18 protein-coding genes and 2 pseudogenes are annotated in these 24,166 nt (G+C 58.2%); 10 read left to right on the forward strand and 10 right to left on the reverse strand.

Features of this window, described 5'->3' with window-relative positions; translation table 11 throughout:
* Nucleotides 1-137: 137 nt before the first annotated feature.
* From AXW79_RS15850 to AXW79_RS15865, 4 genes are all read left to right on the forward strand, one after another.
* Nucleotides 138-680, forward strand: a complete 543-nt coding sequence (locus tag AXW79_RS15850) for a hypothetical protein (protein WP_005318441.1) — start codon at nt 138-140, stop codon at nt 678-680.
* A gap of 274 nt (nt 681-954) precedes the next feature.
* Nucleotides 955-1,875 carry an aspartate carbamoyltransferase gene (pyrB, locus tag AXW79_RS15855; RefSeq protein ID WP_005318439.1) on the forward strand — a complete coding sequence of 307 codons (921 nt, stop codon included), beginning with the start codon at nt 955-957 and terminating at the stop codon, nt 1,873-1,875.
* Between the two features lie 17 nt (nt 1,876-1,892).
* Nucleotides 1,893-2,357 carry an aspartate carbamoyltransferase regulatory subunit gene (pyrI, locus tag AXW79_RS15860; RefSeq protein WP_005318436.1) on the forward strand — a complete coding sequence of 155 codons (465 nt, stop codon included), beginning with the start codon at nt 1,893-1,895 and terminating at the stop codon, nt 2,355-2,357.
* 201 nt (nt 2,358-2,558) lie between these two features.
* Nucleotides 2,559-3,050, forward strand: coding sequence for an arginine repressor (locus AXW79_RS15865; RefSeq protein WP_005318434.1), 492 nt, complete (start codon nt 2,559-2,561; stop codon nt 3,048-3,050).
* Nucleotides 3,051-3,242: 192 nt separating this feature from the next.
* Here the strand turns inward: AXW79_RS15865 and AXW79_RS15870 are convergent, their stop codons facing one another.
* The 4 genes from AXW79_RS15870 to arcA all read right to left on the reverse strand — a co-directional run bounded on the left by AXW79_RS15870 (nt 3,243) and on the right by arcA (nt 8,088).
* A complete protein-coding gene (locus AXW79_RS15870; protein WP_005318432.1) occupies nt 3,243-4,649 on the reverse strand; it encodes a YfcC family protein in 1,407 nt (468 codons plus the stop codon).
* 122 nt (nt 4,650-4,771) lie between these two features.
* Nucleotides 4,772-5,776 (reverse strand): ornithine carbamoyltransferase, encoded by a 1,005-nt coding sequence (gene argF, locus AXW79_RS15875; protein WP_005318430.1) that lies wholly within the window; start codon nt 5,774-5,776, stop codon nt 4,772-4,774.
* Between the two features lie 102 nt (nt 5,777-5,878).
* Complete coding sequence (arcC, locus tag AXW79_RS15880) at nt 5,879-6,805, reverse strand: carbamate kinase (RefSeq protein WP_005318428.1); 927 nt, start codon at nt 6,803-6,805, stop codon at nt 5,879-5,881.
* A 62-nt stretch (nt 6,806-6,867) separates the two neighbouring features.
* Nucleotides 6,868-8,088, reverse strand: coding sequence for an arginine deiminase (gene arcA / locus AXW79_RS15885; protein ID WP_005318426.1), 1,221 nt, complete (start codon nt 8,086-8,088; stop codon nt 6,868-6,870).
* Between the two features lie 747 nt (nt 8,089-8,835).
* Here arcA and AXW79_RS23360 point away from each other — a divergent pair.
* The 3 genes from AXW79_RS23360 to AXW79_RS15895 all read left to right on the forward strand — a co-directional run bounded on the left by AXW79_RS23360 (nt 8,836) and on the right by AXW79_RS15895 (nt 10,129).
* The gene (locus AXW79_RS23360) at nt 8,836-9,012 is read left to right on the forward strand and encodes a hypothetical protein (RefSeq protein ID WP_005318424.1); all 177 of its coding nucleotides are present in this window, start codon (nt 8,836-8,838) and stop codon (nt 9,010-9,012) included.
* A 99-nt stretch (nt 9,013-9,111) separates the two neighbouring features.
* Nucleotides 9,112-9,759 (forward strand): division plane positioning ATPase MipZ, encoded by a 648-nt coding sequence (locus AXW79_RS15890; RefSeq protein ID WP_005318422.1) that lies wholly within the window; start codon nt 9,112-9,114, stop codon nt 9,757-9,759.
* Nucleotide 9,760: 1 nt separating this feature from the next.
* Nucleotides 9,761-10,129 carry a hypothetical protein gene (locus AXW79_RS15895; RefSeq protein ID WP_005318419.1) on the forward strand — a complete coding sequence of 123 codons (369 nt, stop codon included), beginning with the start codon at nt 9,761-9,763 and terminating at the stop codon, nt 10,127-10,129.
* Between the two features lie 603 nt (nt 10,130-10,732).
* Here the strand turns inward: AXW79_RS15895 and AXW79_RS15900 are convergent.
* From AXW79_RS15900 to AXW79_RS15925, 6 genes and pseudogenes are all read right to left on the reverse strand, one after another.
* On the reverse strand, nt 10,733-12,466 hold the full coding sequence (locus AXW79_RS15900; protein ID WP_005318417.1) for a methyl-accepting chemotaxis protein: 1,734 nt from the start codon (nt 12,464-12,466) through the stop codon (nt 10,733-10,735).
* Between the two features lie 51 nt (nt 12,467-12,517).
* Nucleotides 12,518-13,528, reverse strand: a pseudogene (gene mglC / locus AXW79_RS15905) (galactose/methyl galactoside ABC transporter permease MglC).
* Nucleotides 13,529-13,544: 16 nt separating this feature from the next.
* Entirely contained in the window at nt 13,545-15,065 is a 1,521-nt protein-coding gene (gene mglA / locus AXW79_RS15910) for a galactose/methyl galactoside ABC transporter ATP-binding protein MglA (protein ID WP_005318415.1), read from the reverse strand.
* 53 nt (nt 15,066-15,118) lie between these two features.
* Entirely contained in the window at nt 15,119-16,105 is a 987-nt protein-coding gene (gene mglB / locus AXW79_RS15915; protein WP_005318413.1) for a galactose/glucose ABC transporter substrate-binding protein MglB, read from the reverse strand.
* 234 nt (nt 16,106-16,339) lie between these two features.
* Nucleotides 16,340-19,412, reverse strand: a pseudogene (locus tag AXW79_RS15920) (beta-galactosidase).
* A gap of 218 nt (nt 19,413-19,630) precedes the next feature.
* Nucleotides 19,631-20,635: a substrate-binding domain-containing protein gene (locus AXW79_RS15925; protein WP_011898254.1), complete on the reverse strand. Its 1,005-nt coding sequence runs from the start codon at nt 20,633-20,635 to the stop codon at nt 19,631-19,633.
* A gap of 204 nt (nt 20,636-20,839) precedes the next feature.
* Here AXW79_RS15925 and galE point away from each other — a divergent pair, with 204 nt between their 5' ends.
* From galE to galK, 3 genes are all read left to right on the forward strand, one after another.
* Nucleotides 20,840-21,853 carry a UDP-glucose 4-epimerase GalE gene (galE, locus tag AXW79_RS15930; RefSeq protein ID WP_005318411.1) on the forward strand — a complete coding sequence of 338 codons (1,014 nt, stop codon included), beginning with the start codon at nt 20,840-20,842 and terminating at the stop codon, nt 21,851-21,853.
* Nucleotides 21,854-21,936: 83 nt separating this feature from the next.
* The gene (locus AXW79_RS15935) at nt 21,937-22,995 is read left to right on the forward strand and encodes a UDP-glucose--hexose-1-phosphate uridylyltransferase (RefSeq protein WP_034282629.1); all 1,059 of its coding nucleotides are present in this window, start codon (nt 21,937-21,939) and stop codon (nt 22,993-22,995) included.
* Nucleotides 22,992-24,140 (forward strand): galactokinase, encoded by a 1,149-nt coding sequence (gene galK, locus AXW79_RS15940; protein ID WP_005318407.1) that lies wholly within the window; start codon nt 22,992-22,994, stop codon nt 24,138-24,140. The genes AXW79_RS15935 and galK overlap by 4 nt, the downstream gene beginning before the upstream one ends.
* Nucleotides 24,141-24,166 lie beyond the last annotated feature (26 nt).

The following is a 24,166-nucleotide window of genomic DNA, read 5'->3' on the forward strand; positions in this document are numbered from 1 at the left end:
TGCGATTGCACAAATGACGAGCAACTTGCATTAATTTGCGCAGCATCACTGGGTAACTTGCTGTATTTACAGCCTTGTCAGGGTAGGAAAGCCGCATAAATGGGGGTAGGGTGAAGATTGGTTCCGGGAGGCTGTTCATGCTCAACTACCGATTGCTCCAACAACTGGCGCCGCTCAACTTCAGGGGTGAACGCAAGACGGAGTCCCTGCCCGACTATCTCGACCGGGTTGCCCCGCAGGTCCCCTTCATTCCCCACTGCGTGCTTTCTCAATGGATTTATCGTCATTGGCGCGGTTTTGAGTCCAACTGGAGCTTTATCGATCTCGCCCGTCACCAGTTCGAGTGCGAGCAGTGGCCCACTGAGCGGATCATCGCCCAGACCGGCTCCCGTCATATGGAGGTGATCGAGCGCTGGGGCGAGATGCTGCGCCACAACCGCTACGTACGTAGATCCTGGCTCGGCGACTACATGCTGACGCAAGGCACCTGGTCAGAGCCCATCATAGTGCTGGCCACGACGCCGGATAGCCGTTACCCGGACGGGCAGCCGCTGCCACAACCCTATTGCCTGCTGGAAGGACATCACAGACTCGCCTATCTGCGTTCCATGGCCGAAGATCAACAGCCCCTGCAAACAGAACACAGCGTGTGGGTTTGCCGACCCGTTCACGGCACTTAAACGTTTTCCTGTGCAAATCCTGCCTTTGAAATAAATTTTTGACAATTCAAAAACCGGCCCTATAATCTGTCCGGTTTTGAAAAAGGTCGGGACAAGACGATGCAGTTTTTGATTCGGAAAACAGCCTTGCAGACGGGTGGTGCGCACCAGAGCGGCCCCGTTGTTTCCGGTTCCCGCCCCACAGATCCCCAGTTATTTTTAAAAAAGGCCCCTGTTTCAGGGGCTTTTTTTTGTGCCCGAAAAACCTTCATTGATGTCAAAGGGAATGCAGACGATGACCAATCCACTCTATAAGAAACATGTCATCTCCATTTCGGACCTGACCCGGCCCGACATGGAACTGGTGGTCGCAACCGCACAGCGGTTGAAGGCCGAGCCCGACACCCGCCTGTTGAAAGACAAGCTGATTGCCAGCTGCTTCTTCGAAGCGTCTACCCGTACCCGCCTCTCGTTCGAGACCGCGGTCCAGCGCCTGGGTGGCAACATCATCGGCTTCGCCGACGGCGGCAACACCAGTGCCAAGAAAGGCGAGACCCTGGCCGACTCCATCAAGATCATCGGCTCCTACTCGGATGCAGTGGTGATGCGCCACCCGAAAGAGGGCGCCGCCCGTCTCGCCTCCGAGTTCTCCCGCGTGCCTGTCATCAACGGTGGTGACGGTTCCAACCAGCATCCGACCCAGACCCTGCTCGACCTCTTCTCCATCCATGAGACACAAGGCAAGCTCGATGGCCTCAACGTAGCCTTTGTTGGTGACCTGAAATACGGCCGCACAGTTCACTCCCTGGCCCAGGCCCTGAGCCTGTTCAACTGCCGCTTCTTCTTCATCTCCCCGGACGCGCTGGCGATGCCGGACTACATCTGCGAGGAGCTGGAAGAGAAGGGCATACGGTTCAGCGTGCACGAGACCATGGAAGAGGTGATGCCGGAGCTCGACATCCTCTACATGACCCGGGTGCAGAAAGAGCGCTTCGACGAGACCGAATACAAGCACATGGCCGCCAAATTCGTGCTGGAGCTGGCGACCCTGGAAGGAGCCAAACCCACCATGAAGATCCTGCACCCCCTGCCCCGCGTCGACGAGATCGATGTGGCGGTCGACAAGACGCCCTACGCCTACTACTTCCAGCAGGCGGAAAACGGGGTCTACGCGCGCCAGGCACTGCTGGCTCTGGTACTGAACGAAACCGTCTAAGGGAAAAGGGGAACATCATGTCCGAGAAGAATCAACTGCAAGTCGAAGCCATCCGTCACGGCTCCGTCATCGACCACGTCCCCGCCGGCCAGGGCATCAAGATCCTCAAGCTGTTCCAGCTGATCGAGACTCAGGAGCGGATCACCGTCGGTTTCAACCTCAAATCCGGCGCGCTGGGCAAGAAGGATCTCATCAAAATAGAGAACACCCGCCTGACCGCGGAACAGGCCAACCAGCTGGCCCTGTTCGCCCCCAAGGCGACCGTCAACATCATCGAAGACTTCGCCGTGGTGAAGAAGCATCAGCTGGAACTGCCTGAGTTCATTACCGGTGTGTTCCACTGCCCCAACTCCAACTGCATCTCCCACAACGAGCCGGTCGACAGCTACTTCCGGGTGCGCGAGGTGAAGGGCGTAGTACGCATGAAGTGCAAATACTGCGAGAAGTCCTTCACCCAGGACATCGTCAGCGAACGTTACTGATATCCAAGTGGGCCCCAATGGGCCCATTTTTGACCCCTGTCACATCACAGATTCTCCGTTTAGCTATAATTTGCCATCCAATAAAGGCTAAACATCGTTGATTCCCTGCCTCACGTCTTACCATCAGAATTTTTAGCTATAAAAAAGCATTGATGGCAGATATCGAGCGATAGCCTCCGGTCACCGTCAAAGGAAATCGCCGTGGTCAAAACCCTCAGTCGTCCCGTTGAACAAGAGCCCGATCTGGCCCAGCTGGATGCCTGTCGCCAGATCATCGGCCAGCACTGCTACAGCACCCAGGAAGAGATCCGCCGCGAGCTATCGATGCGCGGCTTTGCCGACATCAGCCAGTCCACCATCTCCCGTCTGTTGCGTCGTCTCGGCGTGGCCAAGGCCCAGAATGCCAACGGCAAGAAGGTCTACACACTAGTGGACGATCAGCTGGAACCCGCCGGCAGCACCCGCTCCATTCACGACATGGTGCGCGAAGTGGTGCACAACCAGCAGATGGTGCTGATCCACACCACACCGGGCGCCGCCACCGTAGTGGCACGGCTGCTGGATCGCAACGCCAATCCCGAGATCATGGGCGCCGTCGCCGGCAACGATGTTGTGCTGGTCGCCCCGCGCCATATCAGCCGTACCCGACAGGCCCACGCCGCCGTGGTGCGCACCCTGGAACAGGCCCGCTGACCTCCTCCCCTGAATGAAAAAGGCGACCCTGGGGTCGCCTTTTTGTAGCCTGAGCTCCGCTCGTATCATCACCCGCCCCTGCCGTTTTCCCCGACACCTCCCACATTGCGCTACGGCAAATAGCTATCCACGTTATCCAGCCATAAAAAACGGGAGCCACAGGCTCCCGTTTCATATTGCATGTCATCGGTGTCATGAGAGCACGGCGCCCAGGCTCAGGCAAACCACGATCAGCACTGTCAGGATACCGAGCAGCGGCGCCACCCACTTCAGCCAGCGCACATAAGGCACCTTGGCGATGGCCAGACCGCCCATCACCACGGCGGAGGTCGGGGTCACCAGGTTCACCAGACCGGAGGCAGACTGATAAGCGGTCACCACCAGCTCGCGACCCACGTTGGCGAAGTCGGCCAGCGGCGCCATGATAGGCATGGTCAGCACGGCCAGACCGGAGGAGGACGGCACCAGGAAGGAGAGCACCACTTCCAGCACGAACATGACGTTGATGAACACCACTGTGGAGAGACCGGTCACTATCCCTTCTGCGCTGTGCAAAATGGTGTGAGTGATCATGCCGTTGTCCATCACCACCACGATACCGCGAGCGATGCCTATGATCAGGGCCACACCGAGCAAGTCGCGGGCACCGTCGATGAAATTGGTGGTCAACTCCTCTTCGCTCATGCGGGAGATGACACCGACTATGATGGCGGCGGCCAGGAAAACGCCGGAGATCTGCGCCATCCACCAGCCGAGCACGGCAACACCGTAAATCATCACGGCGAAGGCGGCGACGAAGATACCCAGCACTATCTTGCGAGTCAGAGTGAACTCCAGCATCTGGTCGCTCTTGTTGCCAAGGAAGTGGGCACGGTTCTCTTCCCACTTGTCAGCCACCAGGGATTTGCTGGGGTCGTTGCGCACCATCTTGGCGTAACGCATCACATAAGCCACGCACAGCAACCAGCCGGCCACCAGCATGGCGACACGCAGCCAGATGCCGTCGGTGAAGGAGATGCCCGCCGCGTTGGCGGCAATGACGGTGGCGAACGGGTTGATGGTAGAACCCAGAGTACCAATACCGGCACCCAGCAATACGGTCGCAGCGGCCACTACCGGGTCGAAGCGGGCGGCCATCATCACGGGCACCAGCAAGGTGTAGAAGGGCAGCGACTCTTCGGCCATGCCGTAGATAGTGCCCCCTGCGGCGAACAACGCCATCAGGATCGGGATCATCCACTCTTCACGGCCACGCAGCCGATCGGTGACCCGTTCGATACCGGCATCGATGGCACCCGTCTTGGTCACAATGCCAAGAAAACCACCGATGATCAGGATGAAGAGGGAGACGTCGATGGCGCCTGCCTCATAAGTGTCATGGTTGTAGAGACCATCGATAGGTGCCAGCAGCACGTCGACTATCCCCTGGGGATTCCCCTCTACCAGCTTGTAGGTTCCGGCCACCGGCACTTCCTTGCCGAGGGCGTCGTTCATGATCATGTCATATTTGCCGGCTGGCACTACCCAGCTCAGGGCGGCCACCAAGGCGATCAGCACAAACAGTATCGTGTAGGCTGACGGGAACTTGAATTTGGTCATGGTCCAGCTTCCTTCTGTGGTGTGGTATCCATGCAAGCTGCGGGTTGTAGGGTTAGAGGTATTATGCCGCCGTCACATGGTCGAAAAGCCGGGGGTTACCCCCCGGCACCACTACTGCGACCTTAGTCGCCCAGCGTAGCAACCATCACTGCCTTGATGGTGTGCATCCGGTTTTCGGCCTCGTCAAACACGATACTGTGCTCTGATTCGAACACGTCCTCGGTCACTTCCAGACCTTTCATCCCATATTTGTCAGCCACTTCCTTGCCCATGGTGGTCTCATCGTTGTGGAACGCCGGCAGGCAGTGCATAAACTTCACATCCGGGTTCTTGGTGGCGTTGATGACGTCCATGTTGATCTGATACGGGGTCATCAGTTTCACCCTTTGATCCCAGGCTTCTTTTGCTTCACCCATGGATACCCAGACGTCGGTGTAGAGGAAGTCGGTGCCCAGCACGCCCTCTTTCACATCTTCGGTCAGGGTGATGCAAGCGCCTGTCTCTTCGGCGATCAGGCGGCACTTGGCAACCAGATCCTCTTCCGGCCAGAAGGCTTTCGGAGCGACCAGGCGAATATCCATACCCATCTTGGCGGCACCGACCATCAGGGAGTTGCCCATGTTGTTGCGGGCATCACCCAGGTAGGCGAACTTGATTTGATCCAGACGTTTGCCCTTGCCGTGCTCCAGCATGGTCATGAAGTCGGCCAGGATCTGGGTCGGGTGGAATTCGTTGGTCAGGCCGTTCCAGACCGGGACACCGGCATAAGCGCCCAGCTCTTCCACGATCTCTTGGCCGTAGCCACGATATTCGATGCCGTCATACATGCGCCCCAGTACACGGGCGGTGTCCTTCATGGACTCCTTGTGACCGATTTGGGAGCCGCTTGGGCCAAGGTAGGAGACCTGAGCGCCCTGGTCAAAGGCCGCCACTTCAAACGCACAGCGGGTGCGGGTGGAAGTCTTCTCGAAGATCAGGGCGATGTTCTTGCCGGTCAGGTGTTTGCGCTCATAGCCACCGTATTTGGCTTTTTTCAGGTCGATGGCCAGATCAATCATGTATTGGATTTCGCGCGGGGTGAAGTCCAGCAGTTTCAGGAAGTTACGGTTACGCAGATTAAAAGCCATGATGAGTTCTCTCTCTATATTTGTTCAGACCAAATAGGCAGTAGTGTTGGCTACGCATTCACAGTTCAAATTTGTTCGAGTCACATTCGGGTGCACTATTGGCTACACACCCACGGTGCGAGTGGCGATGATATTGGTACCCGCCTCTCCCTTGAGGATGGCCAGACCATCCTCCAGCGAGCCGATCCCGACCATGCCGCCAGTCGCTTTGACAAATTCACAGGACGCCTCAACCTTGGGCCCCATGGAACCGGCATCGAACTTGACGCCAGCCAGTTCATCCGGGCTGGTGACTCGCAGCGGATGCTGGGTCGGCTTGCCCCAATCCAGGTAGACGGCATCGGCATCGGTCAGGATCAGCAGGGCGTCGGCCTTGATCTGCTTGGCCAGATAGGCGGCAGACATGTCCTTGTCGATGACGGCTTCAATACCGGTCAGGCACTTGCCATCCCAGGTCACGGGAATGCCACCACCACCGGTACAGATGATGAGATGACCCTGGGCGATCAGGGTTTCGATGGCGTCTCCCTCGACGATGCGCTGGGGCAGCGGTGACGGCACCACGCGGCGGAAGAACTTGCCGTCAGCCTTGACGACCCAGCGCTTCTCTTCGGCCAGGGCGCGGGCTTCGGCTTCCTCATAGACGGGGCCGATAAATTTGGTCGGATTGGCAAACGCCGGATCCTTGGGGTCAACCTGCACCTGAGTCAGCAGCGCTGTGACATTGCGGCTCGGCATCAGATTTTTCAGCTCCTGGATCAGCATGTAGCCGATCATGCCCTGGGACTCGGCGCCCAGCACATCCAGGGGATAGGGAGAGACCTTGGTATAGGCGCTGTTTTGCAGGGCAAGCAGGCCGACTTGCGGGCCGTTGCCGTGCACCAGTACCACGTTGTACTCCTGAGCTATCAGGGCGATGGTCTTGGCAGCGGTGGCGATATTTTTGCGCTGAATATCCGCTTCAAGGGGCTCGCCACGACGGAGCAGGGCATTGCCACCCAGGGCGACGACGACAGTTGGTTTTTTCATGAGTGTTGATCTCGAGTCTTGGTATGTGTGGCGCCAGCCTCTGCCGGCGCCACGCCGTCTTGTCAGATGCCGTCACGTTCCATCGGGCAGCTCATGCAGCGGGCGCCGCCGCGGCCACGACCCAGTTCTTCACCCGGAATGGAGAGAACTGTGATGCCGGCCTTGTCATATTTCTCGTTGGTGTAGGTGTTGCGCTCATACCCCACCACCACGCCAGGACGCACTGTCAGCACGTTGTTGGCATCGTTCCACTGTTCGCGTTCGGCTTCGAAGCTGTCACCACCCGTGGTGATGAGCTTGAGCTGATCCACGCCCAGCGCTTTTTCAATGGCGGAAACAAAGTAACCCTCTTCCTTGATGTTCATGCCGGTGGCACCGCCCGGAGTCAGGCTCCAGCAGTTCACGTCCTTGCGGATGACTTCCGGATAGACGGAGAAGGTATCTATATCCATGTGGGTCATGACGGTATCCAGGTGCATGCAGCTGCGGTGTTTCGGCAGTTGCATGACGATGACCTGTTTGGCCTGACCGTGTTTGAACAGGCTGCGAGCCAGGTGCTCGACCCCTTGCGGAGTGGTGCGCTCGGACATGCCGATGAGCACGGAGCCACGACCGATTACCAGCACATCTCCCCCTTCGATGGTGGAGTTGTCATAGTCATGATCCTCATCACCGAAGTACTTGATGAAGTCCTGACCGGCAAACTGCGGGTGCCACCGGTAGATGGCCTTCACATGGTTGGTTTCACGGCGACGGGCGGCCTTGGCCATGGGGTTGATGGAGACGCCACCGTAAACCCAGCAGGAGGTGTCACGGGTAAAGAGATGGTTCGGCAGAGGTTCAATGATGAAATCGGTCGGAGCGTGCATGCCGACGACCATGTTGACACCACTGTAAGGCATCTCTGAGTAGGTCAGGCCGCCGGAGAGGATGCGGGCCAGCTCACGGTGCGGCATGTCCGCCAGGAAGCAACGCACGTCATTGGCAAGAGAAGAGCCGAGACGATAATCGGAGACCTGATGTTGCAACAGCCAGGTTTTGGCTTCCGGTACATCCAGGGTTTCAGCCAACAGGTTGGTCAGCAGGAAAACTTCGACATTCTGATCGCGCAGTACCTGAGCGAATTTGTCGTGCTCCTGACCGGCACGCTCAACGGACAGGACATCGTCGAACAGCAGATCCTGGCAGTTGGAAGGGGTCAGACGCTTCAGACTGAGGTTGGGGCGGTGCAGCATGACGCGGCGTAATTGGCCAACTTCAGAACCTACATAAAATTTGCTCATGATTATATTCCGTCTAGCAGTGGTCCCTGCGAGTGATTGAATAGATTCCTTCTATTCATGCTCGTGGCTAAGGCGGGATATTCTTTATGTAGGGTACTCAGCTTGTGTTCTATCCTGCCCTTGCCTTTCGAGACAGAGGTTAGACCTGCAAATCACGCCAAACTTGGACATTGATCACATTCAGCCAGAACTGAATAAAACCACAGTTTATTCTTTGACGAGCATAACAGAACTGACAATCTCCCATTCAACAGAACCGCTTGAATAAGCAATTTCCTACACTTTAATTTCATATTTCAGCTTATTTCATTCATTTTAAATCTCGACAGCGTAAAACAAACAAAAACAAAAAAACTTGTTTTTCATATACATAGAGAGGAATTCTTAATCTATTGAATTTAATATTCAAAAAAATGAATTCTTCACTGATTTTAAAGGGAGGGATACCAAGATAAATAGTCATAACCGGATCGCTCGCTGAATAATCCTCTTCTTGTCCCAGATCATGGCATTGTGCCAGACCCGCCAGCACAGGCCTGTGCCGCAAGCTGTCAGTGACATACCTTTTATATGGATATGCACAAAACCAGCATCTTGGTCATGCATTTTTCACCGACCCTGCCACACCCTCTTTTCAAACTTTTTTCATTAGTTGAATTTATTTCGCAACCTTGCGTCACAGGCCGACTCGACTTAACTCAGAAAGTGATCCGGATCACGCCCTGTTCTGTCACCAAGGAGATAGTCATGAAGATCAAGTCCCTGTTTCTGCTTGCCGCCCTGGTTCTGCCCGCAACACCGTCACTGGTCAGCGCGCAAGGCGCCCCCGCCATCCCCATGGTGGTCTGCCATGTGGACAAGGCCCCCCAGATGCTGGTCCCCGAGTATGTGTGTCAGTGGTACGGAGGTCGTCAGCACTACTGAGTGTGACAGCCAGGAGGAGCCCGGCTCCTCCTGGCTTGTCATGCATCAACCCCCTCCTATACTCAAGGCAGCTATTTTTCATAGGGATAGGGGACTGTCATGATCCTGCTGGTCGGTGGTGAGAAGGGTGGGAGCGGCAAGAGTTGCCTGGCTCAGAATCTGGCAGTCGACCTCAGAACCCGGTTTCATGGCGAAGTGTTATTGGTCGATTGTTACCCCCAGCGCACCACCTCCGACTGGATCCAGGAGCGCAATGACAACCCGGATCTCCCCCAGATCAACTGCGTGCAGCTCTACGGCAACATTCGCAACGACCTGCTCAGCCTGAAGAACCGCTACGACTACGTCATCGTCGACTGCGGTGGTCAGGATAACCGGGCTCTGCGCTCCACCATGGCGGTGGCCACCCATGCCCTGATCCCGCTTAGACCCAAGCGCCGCGACCTCAAGACGTTGCCGCACATGGAAGACCTCATCACCACCTGCAAGATGGTCAATCCCACCCTCAAGGCTGCCGTTGTACTGACCCAGTGCCCTGCTCTGCCCAACCAAGTAAAACGCATTCTGGAGGCCAAGGAGGTCTGCTCCTCGTTCGGGGTCGATGTACTGAACGCCATCACCTACAGCCGCAACGTCTATGACGACAGTGAAGAGAAGGGCCTCTCCGTCATGGAGATCGAGCCAGATGGCAAATCGGCCGAAGAGATCCGGACCATCGCCAAGGAGTTTTTGGAGCTGGAGGTGTGAAATGGGCCTTGCCGACCTGAAGAAGAAGCACAATCTGCATCATCAGAAGAAATTCACCATCGACGAGTTTATCGAGGATGCGGATTTCTACGCCAAGGGCAAACCCAAAGTAGTCAGTCTTGAGCTGAGCCTGCATCGGGATGAAGCCCTGACGGCGCTCGCCTTTATCGAGCGTGGCGAACACCTGAAACCCAGCTATAAAAAGGCAACTTTCTCCCTGAGTACAGCGGCCATCGACGAGCTGGGCAACCTGACCCAGCAGGACGGCATGAACAAATCCCTGCTGTTGCGCCTGTTCACCCACTATTTCTCCTCTCTTAGCCCGGAAGAGCGCCAAACCATCTATGAGCGGCTGCAAGAGCACAACTGAATCTCACCGTATTGGCAGCCATTCTCATCCCCCTGCTCCCCTTTAATGACTCCCTCTCCACTTCCGGAACCCGAGTTAAATGGAGTGTGAGACATTCGCCGTTGTCTGCGTAAGCCAGGCGCCTGAAAAGACCCCGCGATAGTCGGAAGACAGGATCGAAAAACCTGAACAATAAATTACTAAAATAATGATTTTAAAAACAAAAAAACCATAAAGGTTTCCTTCGTAACCAGATCGGTAGAAACGTTTTTCACACTGCCGTTGTCGTCCCTCCTGAAATCCTTATAGTTACTCTTGCACGGACGCAATGAAGTCGGTCAGGAAGACTGGCTGCCAGGGTTGGGCAAATGGACTCACCACAGGATGTGGTAAAGGACACCTCCCGGGACGGAGAAAGTGCGACGGGAACGGATGACTCGTCAGGCCATGATGGCTAATGGACACCCCAAAGGATTGGGAAGGGGAAACCTAAAGGAAGAGGTATAGTCAGGGATTGCAGGGAGCAACTTCGTTCAAGGATATGAGCGATAAGACTATCGGGGGCGACGCAAGTCGCCCCCATCTTTTTTGGCTTTTTTTTACCTCGGCCACACCATACCGCTATTACGCCAGTCGGAAGTGCCCCACGATTTCTCTCAGCCGATCATAAGTCTTCTGCATCGACGCCGAGCTTGCCACCGTCTCTTCCCCGTTGCTGGTCAACTGACGGATCACCTCGGCAATGGCACTCATGTTGCGATTGATCTCTTCCGCTACCGCACTCTGCTGCTCGGCCGCCGTTGCAATGTGGCTGATGAGATCGTTGATCTCCACCACTTCGCCCGCCATCAAGTCCAGCGACTCGTTTACCTTGGTGGTGTTTTCGGCCGCCCCCTGACAACTCTGCTTGGTGTTGCTCATGGCATCCACCACAGTCTGAGTTCCCCGCTGCAAGCTGGCCAGCATGGTCTGGATTTCGGCCGTGCTCTTCTGGGTGCGAGCCGCCAGCGAGCGCACCTCGTCCGCCACCACCGCAAAACCCCGTCCCTGTTCACCGGCGCGAGCCGCCTCTATGGCAGCGTTGAGCGCCAACAGGTTGGTTTGTTCGGCAATGCTGCCAATTACCCCAAGCACTGAACCAATCTGCTGTACATCCTGCTGCATGGCTTCGATGGATCGCGCCGTCGCCGCCACCTCGTCCACCAGCGCCATCACGCTGGCCATGGCCTGATCGACTACCTGACGGGATTGATCCGCCAGCTGCTGGCTCTGGCCAGTGAGCTGGGCCGTGCTGGCGGCACTCTCCGAGACGGAAACCGCAGTGCGACTCATCTCGTTGATGGCCGTCACCACCTGTTCGGTCTCGCGCACATGATCCGCCAGCAAGGATTGAGCGGCACCGGTCTGGTTGGCCAATCCTTCGATGCCGGTATTGAGCTGGCCACTCGCCCCCTGCACCTCTCTCATCATCTCCTGCAGACGCTCGATGAAGCGGTTGATGCCGGCCGAGATCTGGCCCAGGTCATCCTTGCTCGTCACCGCCAGTCGGCGGGTCAGGTCGCCGCTGCCGCGAGAAAGCTCCAGCACCAGATCCCGCAACGAGAGGATGGGACGATAGGCCACATTGAGCGCCAGCATGGCCAGCACCAGCACCAGTACAGCCACCGCCAGCAGGGCCATGACAATCTTGCCGTTGAGTGCCTGGGTCATGGCGCGGATATAGTCGAGATCGACATAACCGGTCAGGGTCCAGCTGCTGCCACGAATATCCAGCTGATTGGGGCGAGACTCGCTCTCTCCCTGCGGCTTGCTGCTGTAGAGCACATTGCCCTGACCGTCAGCAAGGGAGAAGTAGCGCCCTTCCCCGCTCACTTTCTCCAGCAGACGCTTGAACTCGCTCATGTCGAGGTAATAAAGGTAGGCAGAATCGGCACCGCGCGGCACCAGTATGGTAATGACCGGCTTGCCATCCACCTGTTGTAACGGGCTGATGGTGATCTGGTTGTTGGCTTCGGGGATCAGCTTGCGCAGGGCATCCACCTTGGCCGCATCGTTGATGACACCGCCTACGTCGAATGCCATGTCGCCAATCACCTTGACGATGTTGTGAAATCCGGTCTCTTGCAGGGTCTTCTTGACGTTGGTCACACCGAAGTTGAGGTTGGCCGCCAGCAGGATTTTCTGATTGATGTCTCCCGCCAGCTTCTCTTTGACGAGCGCTATCTGTTCATTGATGTTCTGGGTGGACTGGGTTCGAATGTAACCACTTATAAAGTGATTCACACTGAACCAGGCGGTGCCGATGGTGACCAGAATGGCCAATAGCAGCAAGAGGTAAATCTTGACCTTGAATGGCATGGGTTCCCTCCAGAAGGGAGGGCCGGCATTGCCAACCCTCCCTGCCAATTGTTATTTCTTCTTGGCGTACTTCATGGAGTCCAGAGCCACCGCCAGTATGATGATGCCGCCCTTGATGATGAACTGCCAGTAAGGGCTGACTCCAATATAGGTCAGGCCGTAGTTGATCAGGGTGAAGATAAGCACCCCTGTGATCACGCCGGCAACCGTCCCCACACCACCGGCGAACGAAACCCCACCCACCACGCAGGCTGCGATGGCATCCAGCTCGTACATGAAGCCCAGGTTGTTGGTGGCACTGCCTACACGGCCCGCTTCCAGCATGCCGCCGAAGGCGTAGAAGACACCGGCCAGGGCATAGATCATGACCAGGTTGACCGCCACATTGACGCCGGAAACCTTGGCCGCCTCGGGGTTGCCACCGATGGCGAAGATGTTTTTGCCAAAGCGGGTCTTGTTCCACAGCACCCAGACAAAGACGCTGGCGATGGCCGCATAGAAGGTGAGATACGAAAGCTTGAACCCTCCTATCCGGATAAAGCCCTATGCGAAACTCGAGAAGCGGGGGTCAAAACCGGCCACCGGCGAGGCACCCACGGAGTCAAAATAGAGGGAGTTGATGCCGTAGACGATGATCATGGTGCCCAGGGTGGTAATGAACGGGGTTACGTTCAGATAGGCCACGATCAGACCGTTAACCAGCCCGATCAACGCCCCCACGGCACACACCAGCAGGATCACCACGGGAATAGGCACTTCCCCCAGGCTGGGAAACACCTTGTTGACGTTGGTCAGCGCCTGCAACATGGTCGCCGCGATCAGCGCCGCCAAACCGACCTGACGACCGGCCGAGAGATCCGTCCCCTGGGTGATGATAATGCCCGCCACCCCCAGCGCTATGATGACCCGCACCGAAGACTGGGTCAGGATGTTGCTGAAGTTGGTGAGGCTCAGGAAGGAGGGCTCCTGGATCACTATGACCATGAGCAGCACCAGCAGCACCAAATAGATGGCGTTTTCCTTGAGCGCCTGCATCAGATTGAAATTTTTAGCCGACTCCATAAATGTCTTCCTGTCTCTAGAGGTACAGAGATGCCAGGCGCAATATCTCGCTCTGGTCAGTTTCTTTGGTGTTGACGATCCCGGCGACCCGGCCATTGCTCATCACCATGATGCGATCCGTGATCCCGAGCAGCTCGGGCATTTCAGACGAGATGATGATGATGCCCTTGTCCTTCTTCGCCAGCTCCAGGATGAGCTGGTAGATCTCGAACTTGGCCCCCACGTCGATGCCGCGGGTCGGTTCATCCAGCATCAGGATCTCCGGCTGGGTCAGCAGCCAGCGGCCGATAATGACCTTCTGCTGGTTGCCACCGGAGAGGGAGCCGATCTGCGTCTGCTGGGTCGGCGTCTTGACCCGCATGGCGTCGATGACCCACTGGGTGTCGCTCTTCATCTTGTTGTTGCTGAGCAGCCCCATGGAGCCCTTGTAGCTGTCCATATTGGCGATCAGGGAGTTGAAGGCGATATCGAGGCGCGAATAGATGCCGGTGGAGCGGCGCTCTTCCGTCACCAGGGCGAAACCGTTCAAGATGGCCTCGTGCGCCGTATGATTCGCCACCACCTTGCCGTGCAGCTTGATGGCACCCGCACTGTGATCGCGAATACCGAACAGGGTTTCTACTATGTCGGTGCGCTTGGCCCCCACCAGCCCGGCGATGCCGAGGATCTCCCCCTTGTGCAGGTTGAAGGTCACGTCCTGGATGGAGGGCTGGTTTTTGGCCGTCAGATGTTCGACCTCGAGGATCACCTCTTTGGGCTGGTTGGTTTTTTCCGGGAAGCGCTGGGTCAGCTCGCGACCGACCATCATGCCGATGATCTGATCCATGGTCATGCCCTTGAGCGGCTGGGTTGCCACCCACTGACCATCCCGCAATATGGTGATCTCGTCACACAACTGGAAGATCTCTTCCATCTTGTGGGAGATATAGACGATGCCGCAGCCCTTCTCTTTCAGCTTGTTGATGATCTTGAAGAGGTGGTTTACCTCTTTCTCGGTCAGGGAGGAGGTAGGTTCGTCCATGATGACGATCTTGGCGTCATAGGAGAATGCCTTGGCGATCTCGATCATCTGCATCTGGTACACGGAGAGCGTGCCCACCTTGACCTTGGGATCGATATCGATATCCAGCTCGTCAAAGATGCGCTTGGTATCGTCATACATCTTGCCGTGGTCGACAAACCAGCCCTTGGTGGGATAGCGACCTAGCCACATGTTGTCCATCACGGTGCGCTGCAATACCAGGTTGAGTTCCTGATGCACCATGGAGACGCCATTTTCCAGCGCCTCTTTGGAGGAGGTGAAATTGACCTCCTGCCCCTTGAAGAAAATCTTGCCCTGATCCTTTTCATAGATGCCGAACAGGCACTTGAGCAGCGTGGATTTCCCTGCCCCGTTCTCGCCCATCAACGCATGCACAGAATGAGGACGGACCCGTAAATTGACATTATCGAGTGCCTTGACGCCGGGAAAGCTTTTACTGACGTCAATCATCTCCAACAGCCATTCTGATTGTTGCTGTGTTGTCATATCAGCCATCACATCTGGTTGAAAAAAGGGCAAGGGGATCTCCCTTGCCCTGGAGGAGGGAGTTACTCGAATTGAGACAGGTTGTCTTTATCCACACCCACGTAGGCAACACGTACGACCTTGTCGACGATAGTCCACTGGGTACCTTCACCGGCCGGCTTGCCTTCAGCCAGATTCTTGGTCAGCTCGAAGGTGGCCTTGGCCTGGTTGGCTGCATCGTTCAGCACTGTACCCGCCATGGCACCGCTCTTGACCATGGCCAGCGCCTCGGGCAGCGCATCGACGCCGAACACCGGAATGGCGGTCTTGCCCTGGGCTTTCAGTGACTCGACGGCGCCCATTGCCATGCCGTCATTGTTGGCAATGACCACTTCAATCTTGTTGGCGTTGGGGCCGGAGATCCAGGCATCCATCTTGTCCTTGGCCATGGCGGTATCCCACATACCTGTATCCATGTGCAGCTGCTCCGTCTTGAGACCGCCATCGTTCAGGGTCTTGACGACGTAGGAGGTGCGGGCTTCGGCATCCGGGTGGCCCGGCTCGCCCTTGAGCAGCACGAACTGGATGACGCCATCCTTGTTCAGATCCCACTCGGGATGAGCTTTCCAGTGTTTGGCGATCAGCTGACCCTGAATGATGCCTGACTCCTTGGAGTCGGTACCCACGTAGTAAGCCTTCTCATAGCTGGCCAGATCGGCAGTGCTCGGCTCCTTGTTGTAGAAGACGACCGGAATATCTTCGCCACGGGCCTTCTCAATCACGACAGGGGCAGCCGCCGGGTCAACCAGGTTGATCGCCAGGGCCTTCACGCCCTTGGCCAGCAGCACGTCGATCTGATCGTTCTGCTTGGACTGGTCATTCTGGGAGTCATTCATCAGCAGCTCCACACCCGGGTTTGCCGCTGCTTCCTTCTCGATGGCCTTGCGTACCACAGCCATAAAGTTGTCGTCGTACTTGTAGACGGTAACCCCCAAACGGGTTTCGGCATGGGCAGTGGCCCCTGCCATCAGGCTCATCAGTACGGCGGCAACTGTCGTGATTTTTTTCATTGTTATGCTCCGATCTCTCTATCTGTTTTTGTAGGGAATGCTGTACACCAATTGAACTGGCGCCAGCCTAATGTAATCAGTTTGTTGTATGTCGGTCTGTGATCATGGCAACAAAATGAAAACGTTTACACTCTGTTACATAGCAATAAATTCATTAAAAATCATGGTGTTGAAGTTAAACCCGCTTGGTGGGGACCTGAACGTGCCTTTTCGCTACCTATAAGCAGGTCAGATTCAGCGTAGAACACAGTTCCAATAGTAGCTCCCTGGCTGCAACCAATATTCCGGTCGCACGCTCTGGCTCCAGGAGTCATCGCCACCCACCCCCATATGAAAACTATCGAGACAGAGGTGCAGGCCTCCCTGCGCCACCAGATCGGTCTGATGGCGCGCCAGGGTCAACTGCTGCTGACTGTAGCGACTGACGCTGAAGTGGAACTGCCCTTCGAACGTCAGGTCCCCCAGCAACAGTTGGCGGGTCTCACAACGCAGTCCGTTGTCGGTCGGGAACACATAAGGGGTGTGCAGAGCCGCCAGAGGCAACTGCCAGCAACCGAGATCTGCGCCAAGCAGGCGATCCGGATAGTTCTCATGGGGGCCGCGGCCCAGCCAGCTCACCTCATTGAACTCATGGTTCACTCCTTCATCCAGCCAGAGCCTGGCACCGATGCGGGGCAGCGATGGCATGTCTGCGGCGACCTCCACCCTGATGGTGAGTCCCATGGCACCATCGGCGCCAAAGCTGTGCTGCCAGTGGGTCGATAGCTTGAGCGCCTCGTTGACGAAGTAACCGTGAGTGACCACCACACAGCCCTGATGAGCATTGACCTCCAACCCGAGACAGCGATGCTGCAGATGGTTGAGCCCTGCCCTTTCCCAACGGGCAATCCAGGCGTCGGGATCGGCGTGATCCGCTTCGCTGGTGCCTATGTCGTTGTCCAGCGGCGCGCGATAGAAGTGATCGGCAATAGCCCCCCGCAGTCGTTCGCGGCCATGTTTCTGCCAACTACGGATGCGGCCGCTGCTTTTGTCCAGTTGCCACTCGCTGCCAGCCGCACAGACAAGCCAGTGATCCGGCAGCTCGCTTATCGCGGCAGGGTTAAACGCCGCCGGAATAGCCATGGGCGTTGGCAGCATAAATTGCTGGTGCGCCACCTCATGCTCCGGCTCGGCCCAGGCCGTAGCTGCGGGTTGCACTATGGCCAGCTCCAGCCAGGCTGGGGGAGCCTGCCGCAAAGGCTGGCAGCGTATCCAGCAAGGTCAGCGCCACACTGGCCCGAGGCGCGAGTGTGAGTGGGCATTCCCCCTGCAGCACGACAACCCCGTTCTCGCACAGTCGCCAGCGCAGCAATTCGTTATCCGTGGTACGGAACAGGTATTCACTGTCGATCCCCACCACCAGGGGATGCTGGCTCAGCAATGTCAGCTCGAAAAATTGCTGGGCCCGCTTTGCCTCGAACAGGGCGGGATGGGGCGTCCTGTCCGGAAACAGCAGGCCGTTGCAGCAGAACTGGCGATCGTTGGGCTGGTCGCCGAAGTCACCGCCATAAGCCCAATAGTGGCGGCCATCGCCGGTCTGCTTGTCGAGTCCCTGATCCACCCAATCCCACACGAAGCCACCCTGCAGCCTGGGATGATCGCGAAACGCCTGCCAATAGTGGGCAAAGCCCCCCAGGCTGTTACCCATGGCATGGGCGTATTCACACAGGATGAGTGGCCGGGTCTCGCCCGGCAGGCCGATCCACTTGGCCAGCGCCCACTTGGGCACGGCCGGGAAGGCTTGATCCTGATGGGTACGGGCATACATGGGGCAGATGATGTCGGTAGCGGCCGTGTCTGCCCCGCCCCCTTCGTACTGGACCGGACGACTCGGATCACTGCGCTTGAGCCAGCCATACATGGCGTCGTGGGCAGGGCCATAGCCGGATTCGTTGCCCAGTGACCAGATGATGATGGAGGGGTGGTTGAAGTCGCGCGCCACCATGCGGGTGACCCGCTCCAGAAACGCGCCACTCCAGGCGGGATCCTGCGCCAGTCGCCCCATGGGCACCATGCCGTGGGTCTCCAGGTTCGCCTCGTCCACCACGTAGAGACCGAGCCGATCGCACAGGCGATAAAAGTCAGGATGATTGGGGTAGTGTGAGCAGCGCACCGCGTTGAAGTTGTGCTGTTTCATCAACCGCAGATCCTGCTCCATGGCGGCAGGGGTCATCACATGGCCCAGGGCTGAGTCGTGCTCGTGGCGGTTGGCGCCGCGAATGAGCAGAGACTGGCCATTGACCCGCAGCAGACCGTCACGGATCTCCACCGCCCGGAAGCCCACGTCATGGGCCTCGCTCTCGATGGGCTCGCCCTGTTCATCCAGCAGGGTCAGTCGATAAAGGTGGGGCGTCTCGGCGCTCCACTTGTGCGGCGTCGCTACCTCCAGCCATAGCTCGGCTCTGTCTGTGTAAGCGCCCTTCTCGTCGATGGCGTCTGTGCCCAGCAGCTGGCGCCGGTCGGCGATCAGCGTCTCACTGAAATAGAGCTTGGCCTCCACCGCCAGCCCGGTGCCCTCATTGACTTGCAACTCCACCTTGAGGCGAGCATCCCGATAACAGGCATCCAGCACGGGTGTCAGCCGCACGTCCATCAGATGGCGCTCGGGTTTGTGCAGCAGGCTGACGGAACGGAAAATCCCGCCGAGGCGCCACATGTCCTGATCTTCCAGATAGGAGCCATCAGACCAGCGCAGCACCAGCACCGCCAACCGGTTGCGACCGACATTGAGGTATGGGCTCAGATCGAATTCGGCAGGCAGCCGGCTGTCTTGGGAATAACCGATCCAGCGGCCGTTGCAGAACAGGTAGAAGGCGCTGTCCACCCCGTCGAAGATGATGCGGGTCTGGCCGCTGACCAGCCAGTCGGCGGGCAACTCGAACTCGCGGGAGTAACAGCCGGTTGGATTGTCTGCCGGTACCCTGGGCGGATCACAGGGGAAGGGATACTTGATATTGGTGTAGATGGGGCCGTCAGTGGCGGGACGCGACGCCGGATAGGCGGCATCCAGCTGCCAGTTACCGGGCACTGAGATGGCACAGGCATCCGCCAGATCCTGCTCTAGCCACTGCTCAGGCACGAACTCCGGTGCCTCGAAGAAGGAGAAACGCCATTCGCCATCCAGCAGCAACCGTGACGGTGAGGCGAGAGCGGCACGGGCATCCGCCTCGCTGCGCCAGCTGAACAAAGGGGTATGAGCAGCCAGACGATTCACCGATGTAATCGCCTGGGTCTGCCAATCCTGACGGGCCACTATCTCCCTGAGCATCTTTTTCTCTCCCTGCATCGACGCTGAAAACCTATGCAGTGTAGGGGAGTTTTGCCTGGGGATCGGCGATCTTGCTCACACAGATCTAAACGATTACACCAATTGTGTTAAGTAAAGCAGGGTAAAAAATCGCTAAATGAAGGTAAAAATGAGCGCAGCCGGATCGCCCACCTGAAAAAGGGCGATCCGGGATAGGAAACTGACGGAAACAGGAGGGATCAGGCTCGAACGGGTGCCACAGAGTGACGATTGATAAGCGTCGGGGTGTAAATGCGGCTCTGCACAGCTTCACTTTCACCCGCCGCCAGCTGCAACGCCAGCTTGGCTGCCTGGGCCGCCATCAGCTCGATGGGATAACGCATGGTGGAAAGCTTGGGCCTCAGGTATCGGGCGTAGATGATGTCATCGAAGCCCACCACCGAGACCTCCTCAGGCACCTTGAGGCCGTTGTCAGCCAGCACGGAGATGGCCCCCGCAGCCATGGCATCGTTGTAGGCAACCACGGCCGTGATGGGCTGCCCTTTGGCCAGCAGGTTGAGCATGGCGCGCTCCCCCCCCTCCTCGTTGGGCATGCCGCTCTCGACCAGCTCGGGATCGGCGCGCAGCCCAGCCTCGGTCAACGCATCCTGGTAACCCTGCAACCGCAAGGTAGCATCCTCGATGGCGTGGTCCGAGCTGAGAAAAGCGATATGCCGGTGGCCCAGCTCCAGTAGATGCCGGGTCGCAGTGGCGGCCCCCTGTCGATTATTGAGAGCGATGCAGCGCCCCTTCAAGGCAGGAATATCGCGATTGATCAGCACCATGCCGGGCACCCGCAGGGCGTAATCGATCAACTCCTCGTCACTCAACGCCTTGCTGTGTACCACCAGCGCCTCGCACCGCTTGCCGATCAGCAAGTCGATGGACTCGCGCTCTTGCTGCGCCCTGTGAAAACCATTACCCATCAGCAGGTGCAATCCCTGCTCCACCGCCACCGCAGCGACCCCCTTGATCAGGGCACCGAAGAAGGGATCTGCCACGTCACCCACCAGCACGCCCATGGTGTCACAGGTCTTGCTGACCAGTGCTCGGGCGTTGGCGTTGGGGGTATAGCCCAACTCGGCCATGGCTTTTTGTACCACCTCGCGAGAAGCAGCACTGGCCTTGGGTGAGTTGTTCATCACCCGTGAAACCGTTGCCACAGATACATTGGCCAAACGGGCGACATCCTTGATGGTACTCATGCTGTTTTCACTTATTTCACAGTTCAAGACGGAGCCATTATACCGGGCATCATCAGTGATGACAGGGGAAAAAGCCAAGTCGTGTCATTTATGACCACACGCGCAAGTGTAATCGTTTACACGCTTTTGTTAAGCAGTTCACAGTTTGCTCGTCAGAGGCTCGGCTAAACTCCTTCACAGGCTTTTTTCAGCATGGAGAAGAGGATGAAAGTACTGGTCACCGGCGGCTGCGGCTATATTGGCAGCCACACCTGCCTGGCCCTGCAGACCGCAGGGATGGAGCCTGTAGTGGTGGATAATCTCTGCAACAGCAAGGTGGGCGTGCTGGCCCGCATCGCCGCCATCAGCGGGCGTGCCCCCCTCTTCTATCAGGGGGACATACGTGACCCAGCACTGCTGGATCGCATCTTCGCCGAACAGCAGATAGCCGCCGTGATCCATTTTGCCGCCCTCAAGGCGGTCGGTGAATCGACTCGCCTTCCCCTCGAGTACTATGAAAACAACCTCGCTGGCACCCTCACCCTGTTGCAGGCGATGAAACGCGCGGGGGTCAACAGCCTGGTCTTCAGCTCCTCGGCCACCGTCTATGGTGATCCGGCCAGCACGCCCATCCGGGAAGATTTCCCCCGCAGCGCCACCAATCCCTATGGTCGATCAAAACTGATCATCGAAGAGATCCTCGAGGATCTGCAACGAGCCGAACCGCACTGGAGCATAACGCTGCTGCGCTACTTCAACCCGGTCGGGGCCCACGAGTCCGGCACCATGGGGGAAGATCCCCAGGGTATCCCCAACAATCTGATGCCCTTTCTGACCCAGGTCGCCATCGGTCGTCGTGACTGTCTCTCTGTCTTTGGAAACGATTACCCCACCATAGATGGCACTGGCGTGCGCGATTACATCCATGTGATGGATGTCGCCGAGGGGCATGTCAAAGCACTGCAGCATTGCGCCCGACAGGGCGGCGTACATATCTACAACCTGGGCACGGGCCAGGGCCAGAGCGTACTGCAGATGATCGCGGCGTTCGAAGCCGCCTCCGGTCAACCGCTACCCTGCCGCATCGAACCAAGACGCCCTGGCGACATCGCCGAGTGCTGGGCCGACCCGAGCAAAGCAGAGCGCGAGCTGAACTGGCGCGCCAACCGGGATCTCGCAACCATGTGCGCCGACAGTTGGCGCTGGCAATCCAGAAATCCACAGGGGTACGAGGCGTAAGCATGCACAGCGCCGCTCGCCCTCTCTTCCAGGCCCCCGTTGGCGGCCACCCCATCCATTTCATCAGGTAATGAGGAGTGATGATGTTCAACCCTGTTGATCACCCCCACCGTCGTTTCAACCCGCTGACCGGTCAATATGTGCTGGTCTCCCCCCACAGGGCCAAGCGCCCCTGGCAGGGTCAGGTCGAGAAGGTCAGTCAGGCGCCGAGCCAATCCCACGATCCGGATTGTTTCCTCTGCGCGGGCAACCAGCGCGTCACCGGCGACAAGAACCCGGACTATCAGGGCACCTTCGTCTTCACCAACGACTTCGCCGCCCTGATGCAAGACACACCGGCCACCCGCGGCGACCAGGACCCCCTGCTGAAACTGGAAGCCGCCCGCGGCACCAGCCGGGTCATCTGCTTCTCGCCGGATCACGGCAAGACACTGCCCGAGCTGCCGCGGCCCGCCATAGAGGCAGTGATCACCACCTGGATGGAACAGGTGGCCGAGCTGTCGAGCCAGTGGCAATGGGTGCAGGTGTTTGAAAACAAGGGTGCCGTCATGGGCTGCTCCAACCCCCATCCCCATGGCCAGCTCTGGGGCAGCGACTTTCTGCCCAACGAGATCGCCCGCGAAGAGCAGCACCAGCGCGACTGGCTGGCCGAGCACGGCCGCCCGCTGCTGGTCGAATATGTGGAGCGGGAGCTGGCAGATCGCAGCCGCATCGTAGTGGAAACAGCACACTGGCTGGCAGTCGTTCCTTTCTGGGCCGCCTGGCCGTTCGAAACTCTGCTGCTGCCCAAGACCCATGTGCCCTCCCTGCTGAGCCTCACCCCCGAGCTGCAGCAGGATCTGGCGGTGGCGCTCAAGGAGCTCACCAGCCGTTACGACAATCTGTTCGAGTGCAGCTTTCCCTACTCCATGGGCTGGCACTTCGCCCCGCCCCATTCAGACTGCCCCGAGGCCTGGCAACTGCATGCCCACTTCTATCCGCCGCTGCTGCGCTCCGCCACAGTGCGCAAATTTATGGTGGGCTTCGAGATGCTGGCAGAGACCCAGCGCGATCTGACGCCGGAACAAGCGGCAGAACGACTTCGCGCACTCAGTCCAATCCACTACAAACACACCAGCCAAGCCAATGAGGAGGCCCTATGACCCCCAGCCAACGCGTCAGCGCCGTTTTTGTCGAGCAGTTCGAACAGCAACCTGACCTGCTGGTGCGCGCCCCCGGCCGCGTCAATCTCATCGGCGAGCACACCGACTACAACGACGGTTTCGTACTGCCCTGCGCCATCGACTACGAGACCTGCGTCGCCATCGGCCTGCGCAACGACAGTCAGGTGCAGGTGATCGCCGCCGATTACGACAACCAGCGCGACCGGTTCGACCTGCACCAGCCCATAGAGCACCACCCCAGCCAACGCTGGAGCGACTATGTACGCGGTGTGGTGAAGTACCTGCAGGAGCGCGGCCAGGCCTTGCACGGCCTTAATCTGGTGGTCTCGGGCAATGTGCCGCAGGGGGCAGGCCTTTCATCGTCCGCCTCGCTGGAAGTGGCCATAGGCCAGGCTTTCAAGGAGGCGCTGGGGCTTCACATCAGCCAAGCCGAGATTGCCCTCAACGGTCAGCAGGCGGAGAACCAGTTCGTCGGTTGCAACTGCGGCATCATGGATCAAATGATCTCCGCCAGCGGCAAGCAGGATCATGCCCTGCTGATCGACTGCCGCTCGCTCGAAACCCGCCTCATCCCCATGCCATCCGATCTGGCGGTGCTGATCGTCAACTCCAACGTGCGCCGCGGTCTGGTGGACAGCGAGTACAACACCCGCCGCCAGCAGTGTGAAACCGCCGCCCGCCACTACGGGGTCAAGGCACTGCGGGATCTGGACTTGACTGCACTGGAAGCAGGCAAAGCCGGGCTGGATGAGGTCTGCTACCGCCGCGCCCGCCACGTGGTGGGCGACAATACCCGTACTCTGGCCGCCGCCGATGCGCTGGAGTCCGGCGACCTGGTACGCCTCGGCCAACTGATGGCCGAGTCCCACGCCGCCATGCGCGATGACTTCGAAATCACCGTGCCCCCCATCGACGGTCTGGTGGAGATCATCAAAGCCAGGCTTGGCCGCGAGGGCGGTGTGCGGATGACAGGTGGCGGCTTCGGTGGCTGCGTGGTTGCCCTGCTCCGCCCGGCGCAGGTCGCCGAGGTGATTGCCGCCGTCGACGCCGAGTACCCGGCCCGCTTCGGCATCAAGGCCGACAGCTATGTCTGTCGCGCCAGTGCAGGAGCGGGCAAGCTATGACAGCCTTCACACACCATGACGGCATG

This window comes from Aeromonas salmonicida subsp. salmonicida (genome assembly GCF_001643305.1).
GTDB classification, from domain to species: Bacteria; Pseudomonadota; Gammaproteobacteria; order Enterobacterales; family Aeromonadaceae; genus Aeromonas; species Aeromonas salmonicida.

Coding starts and splice junctions, on each gene's coding strand:
- galK (WP_005318407.1), top strand. CDS start 22,992: ATGACCCCCAGCCAACGCGTCAGCGCCGTTTTTGTCGAGCAGTTCGAA.
- mglA (WP_005318415.1), bottom strand. CDS start 15,065: ATGGCTGATATGACAACACAGCAACAATCAGAATGGCTGTTGGAGATG.
- AXW79_RS15895 (WP_005318419.1), top strand. CDS start 9,761: ATGGGCCTTGCCGACCTGAAGAAGAAGCACAATCTGCATCATCAGAAG.
- galE (WP_005318411.1), top strand. CDS start 20,840: ATGAAAGTACTGGTCACCGGCGGCTGCGGCTATATTGGCAGCCACACC.
- pyrI (WP_005318436.1), top strand. CDS start 1,893: ATGTCCGAGAAGAATCAACTGCAAGTCGAAGCCATCCGTCACGGCTCC.
- AXW79_RS15890 (WP_005318422.1), top strand. CDS start 9,112: ATGATCCTGCTGGTCGGTGGTGAGAAGGGTGGGAGCGGCAAGAGTTGC.
- mglB (WP_005318413.1), bottom strand. CDS start 16,105: ATGAAAAAAATCACGACAGTTGCCGCCGTACTGATGAGCCTGATGGCA.
- AXW79_RS15900 (WP_005318417.1), bottom strand. CDS start 12,466: ATGCCATTCAAGGTCAAGATTTACCTCTTGCTGCTATTGGCCATTCTG.
- arcC (WP_005318428.1), bottom strand. CDS start 6,805: ATGAAAAAACCAACTGTCGTCGTCGCCCTGGGTGGCAATGCCCTGCTC.
- AXW79_RS15925 (WP_011898254.1), bottom strand. CDS start 20,635: ATGAGTACCATCAAGGATGTCGCCCGTTTGGCCAATGTATCTGTGGCA.
- AXW79_RS23360 (WP_005318424.1), top strand. CDS start 8,836: ATGAAGATCAAGTCCCTGTTTCTGCTTGCCGCCCTGGTTCTGCCCGCA.
- AXW79_RS15850 (WP_005318441.1), top strand. CDS start 138: ATGCTCAACTACCGATTGCTCCAACAACTGGCGCCGCTCAACTTCAGG.
- argF (WP_005318430.1), bottom strand. CDS start 5,776: ATGGCTTTTAATCTGCGTAACCGTAACTTCCTGAAACTGCTGGACTTC.
- AXW79_RS15935 (WP_034282629.1), top strand. CDS start 21,937: ATGTTCAACCCTGTTGATCACCCCCACCGTCGTTTCAACCCGCTGACC.
- arcA (WP_005318426.1), bottom strand. CDS start 8,088: ATGAGCAAATTTTATGTAGGTTCTGAAGTTGGCCAATTACGCCGCGTC.
- AXW79_RS15870 (WP_005318432.1), bottom strand. CDS start 4,649: ATGACCAAATTCAAGTTCCCGTCAGCCTACACGATACTGTTTGTGCTG.
- pyrB (WP_005318439.1), top strand. CDS start 955: ATGACCAATCCACTCTATAAGAAACATGTCATCTCCATTTCGGACCTG.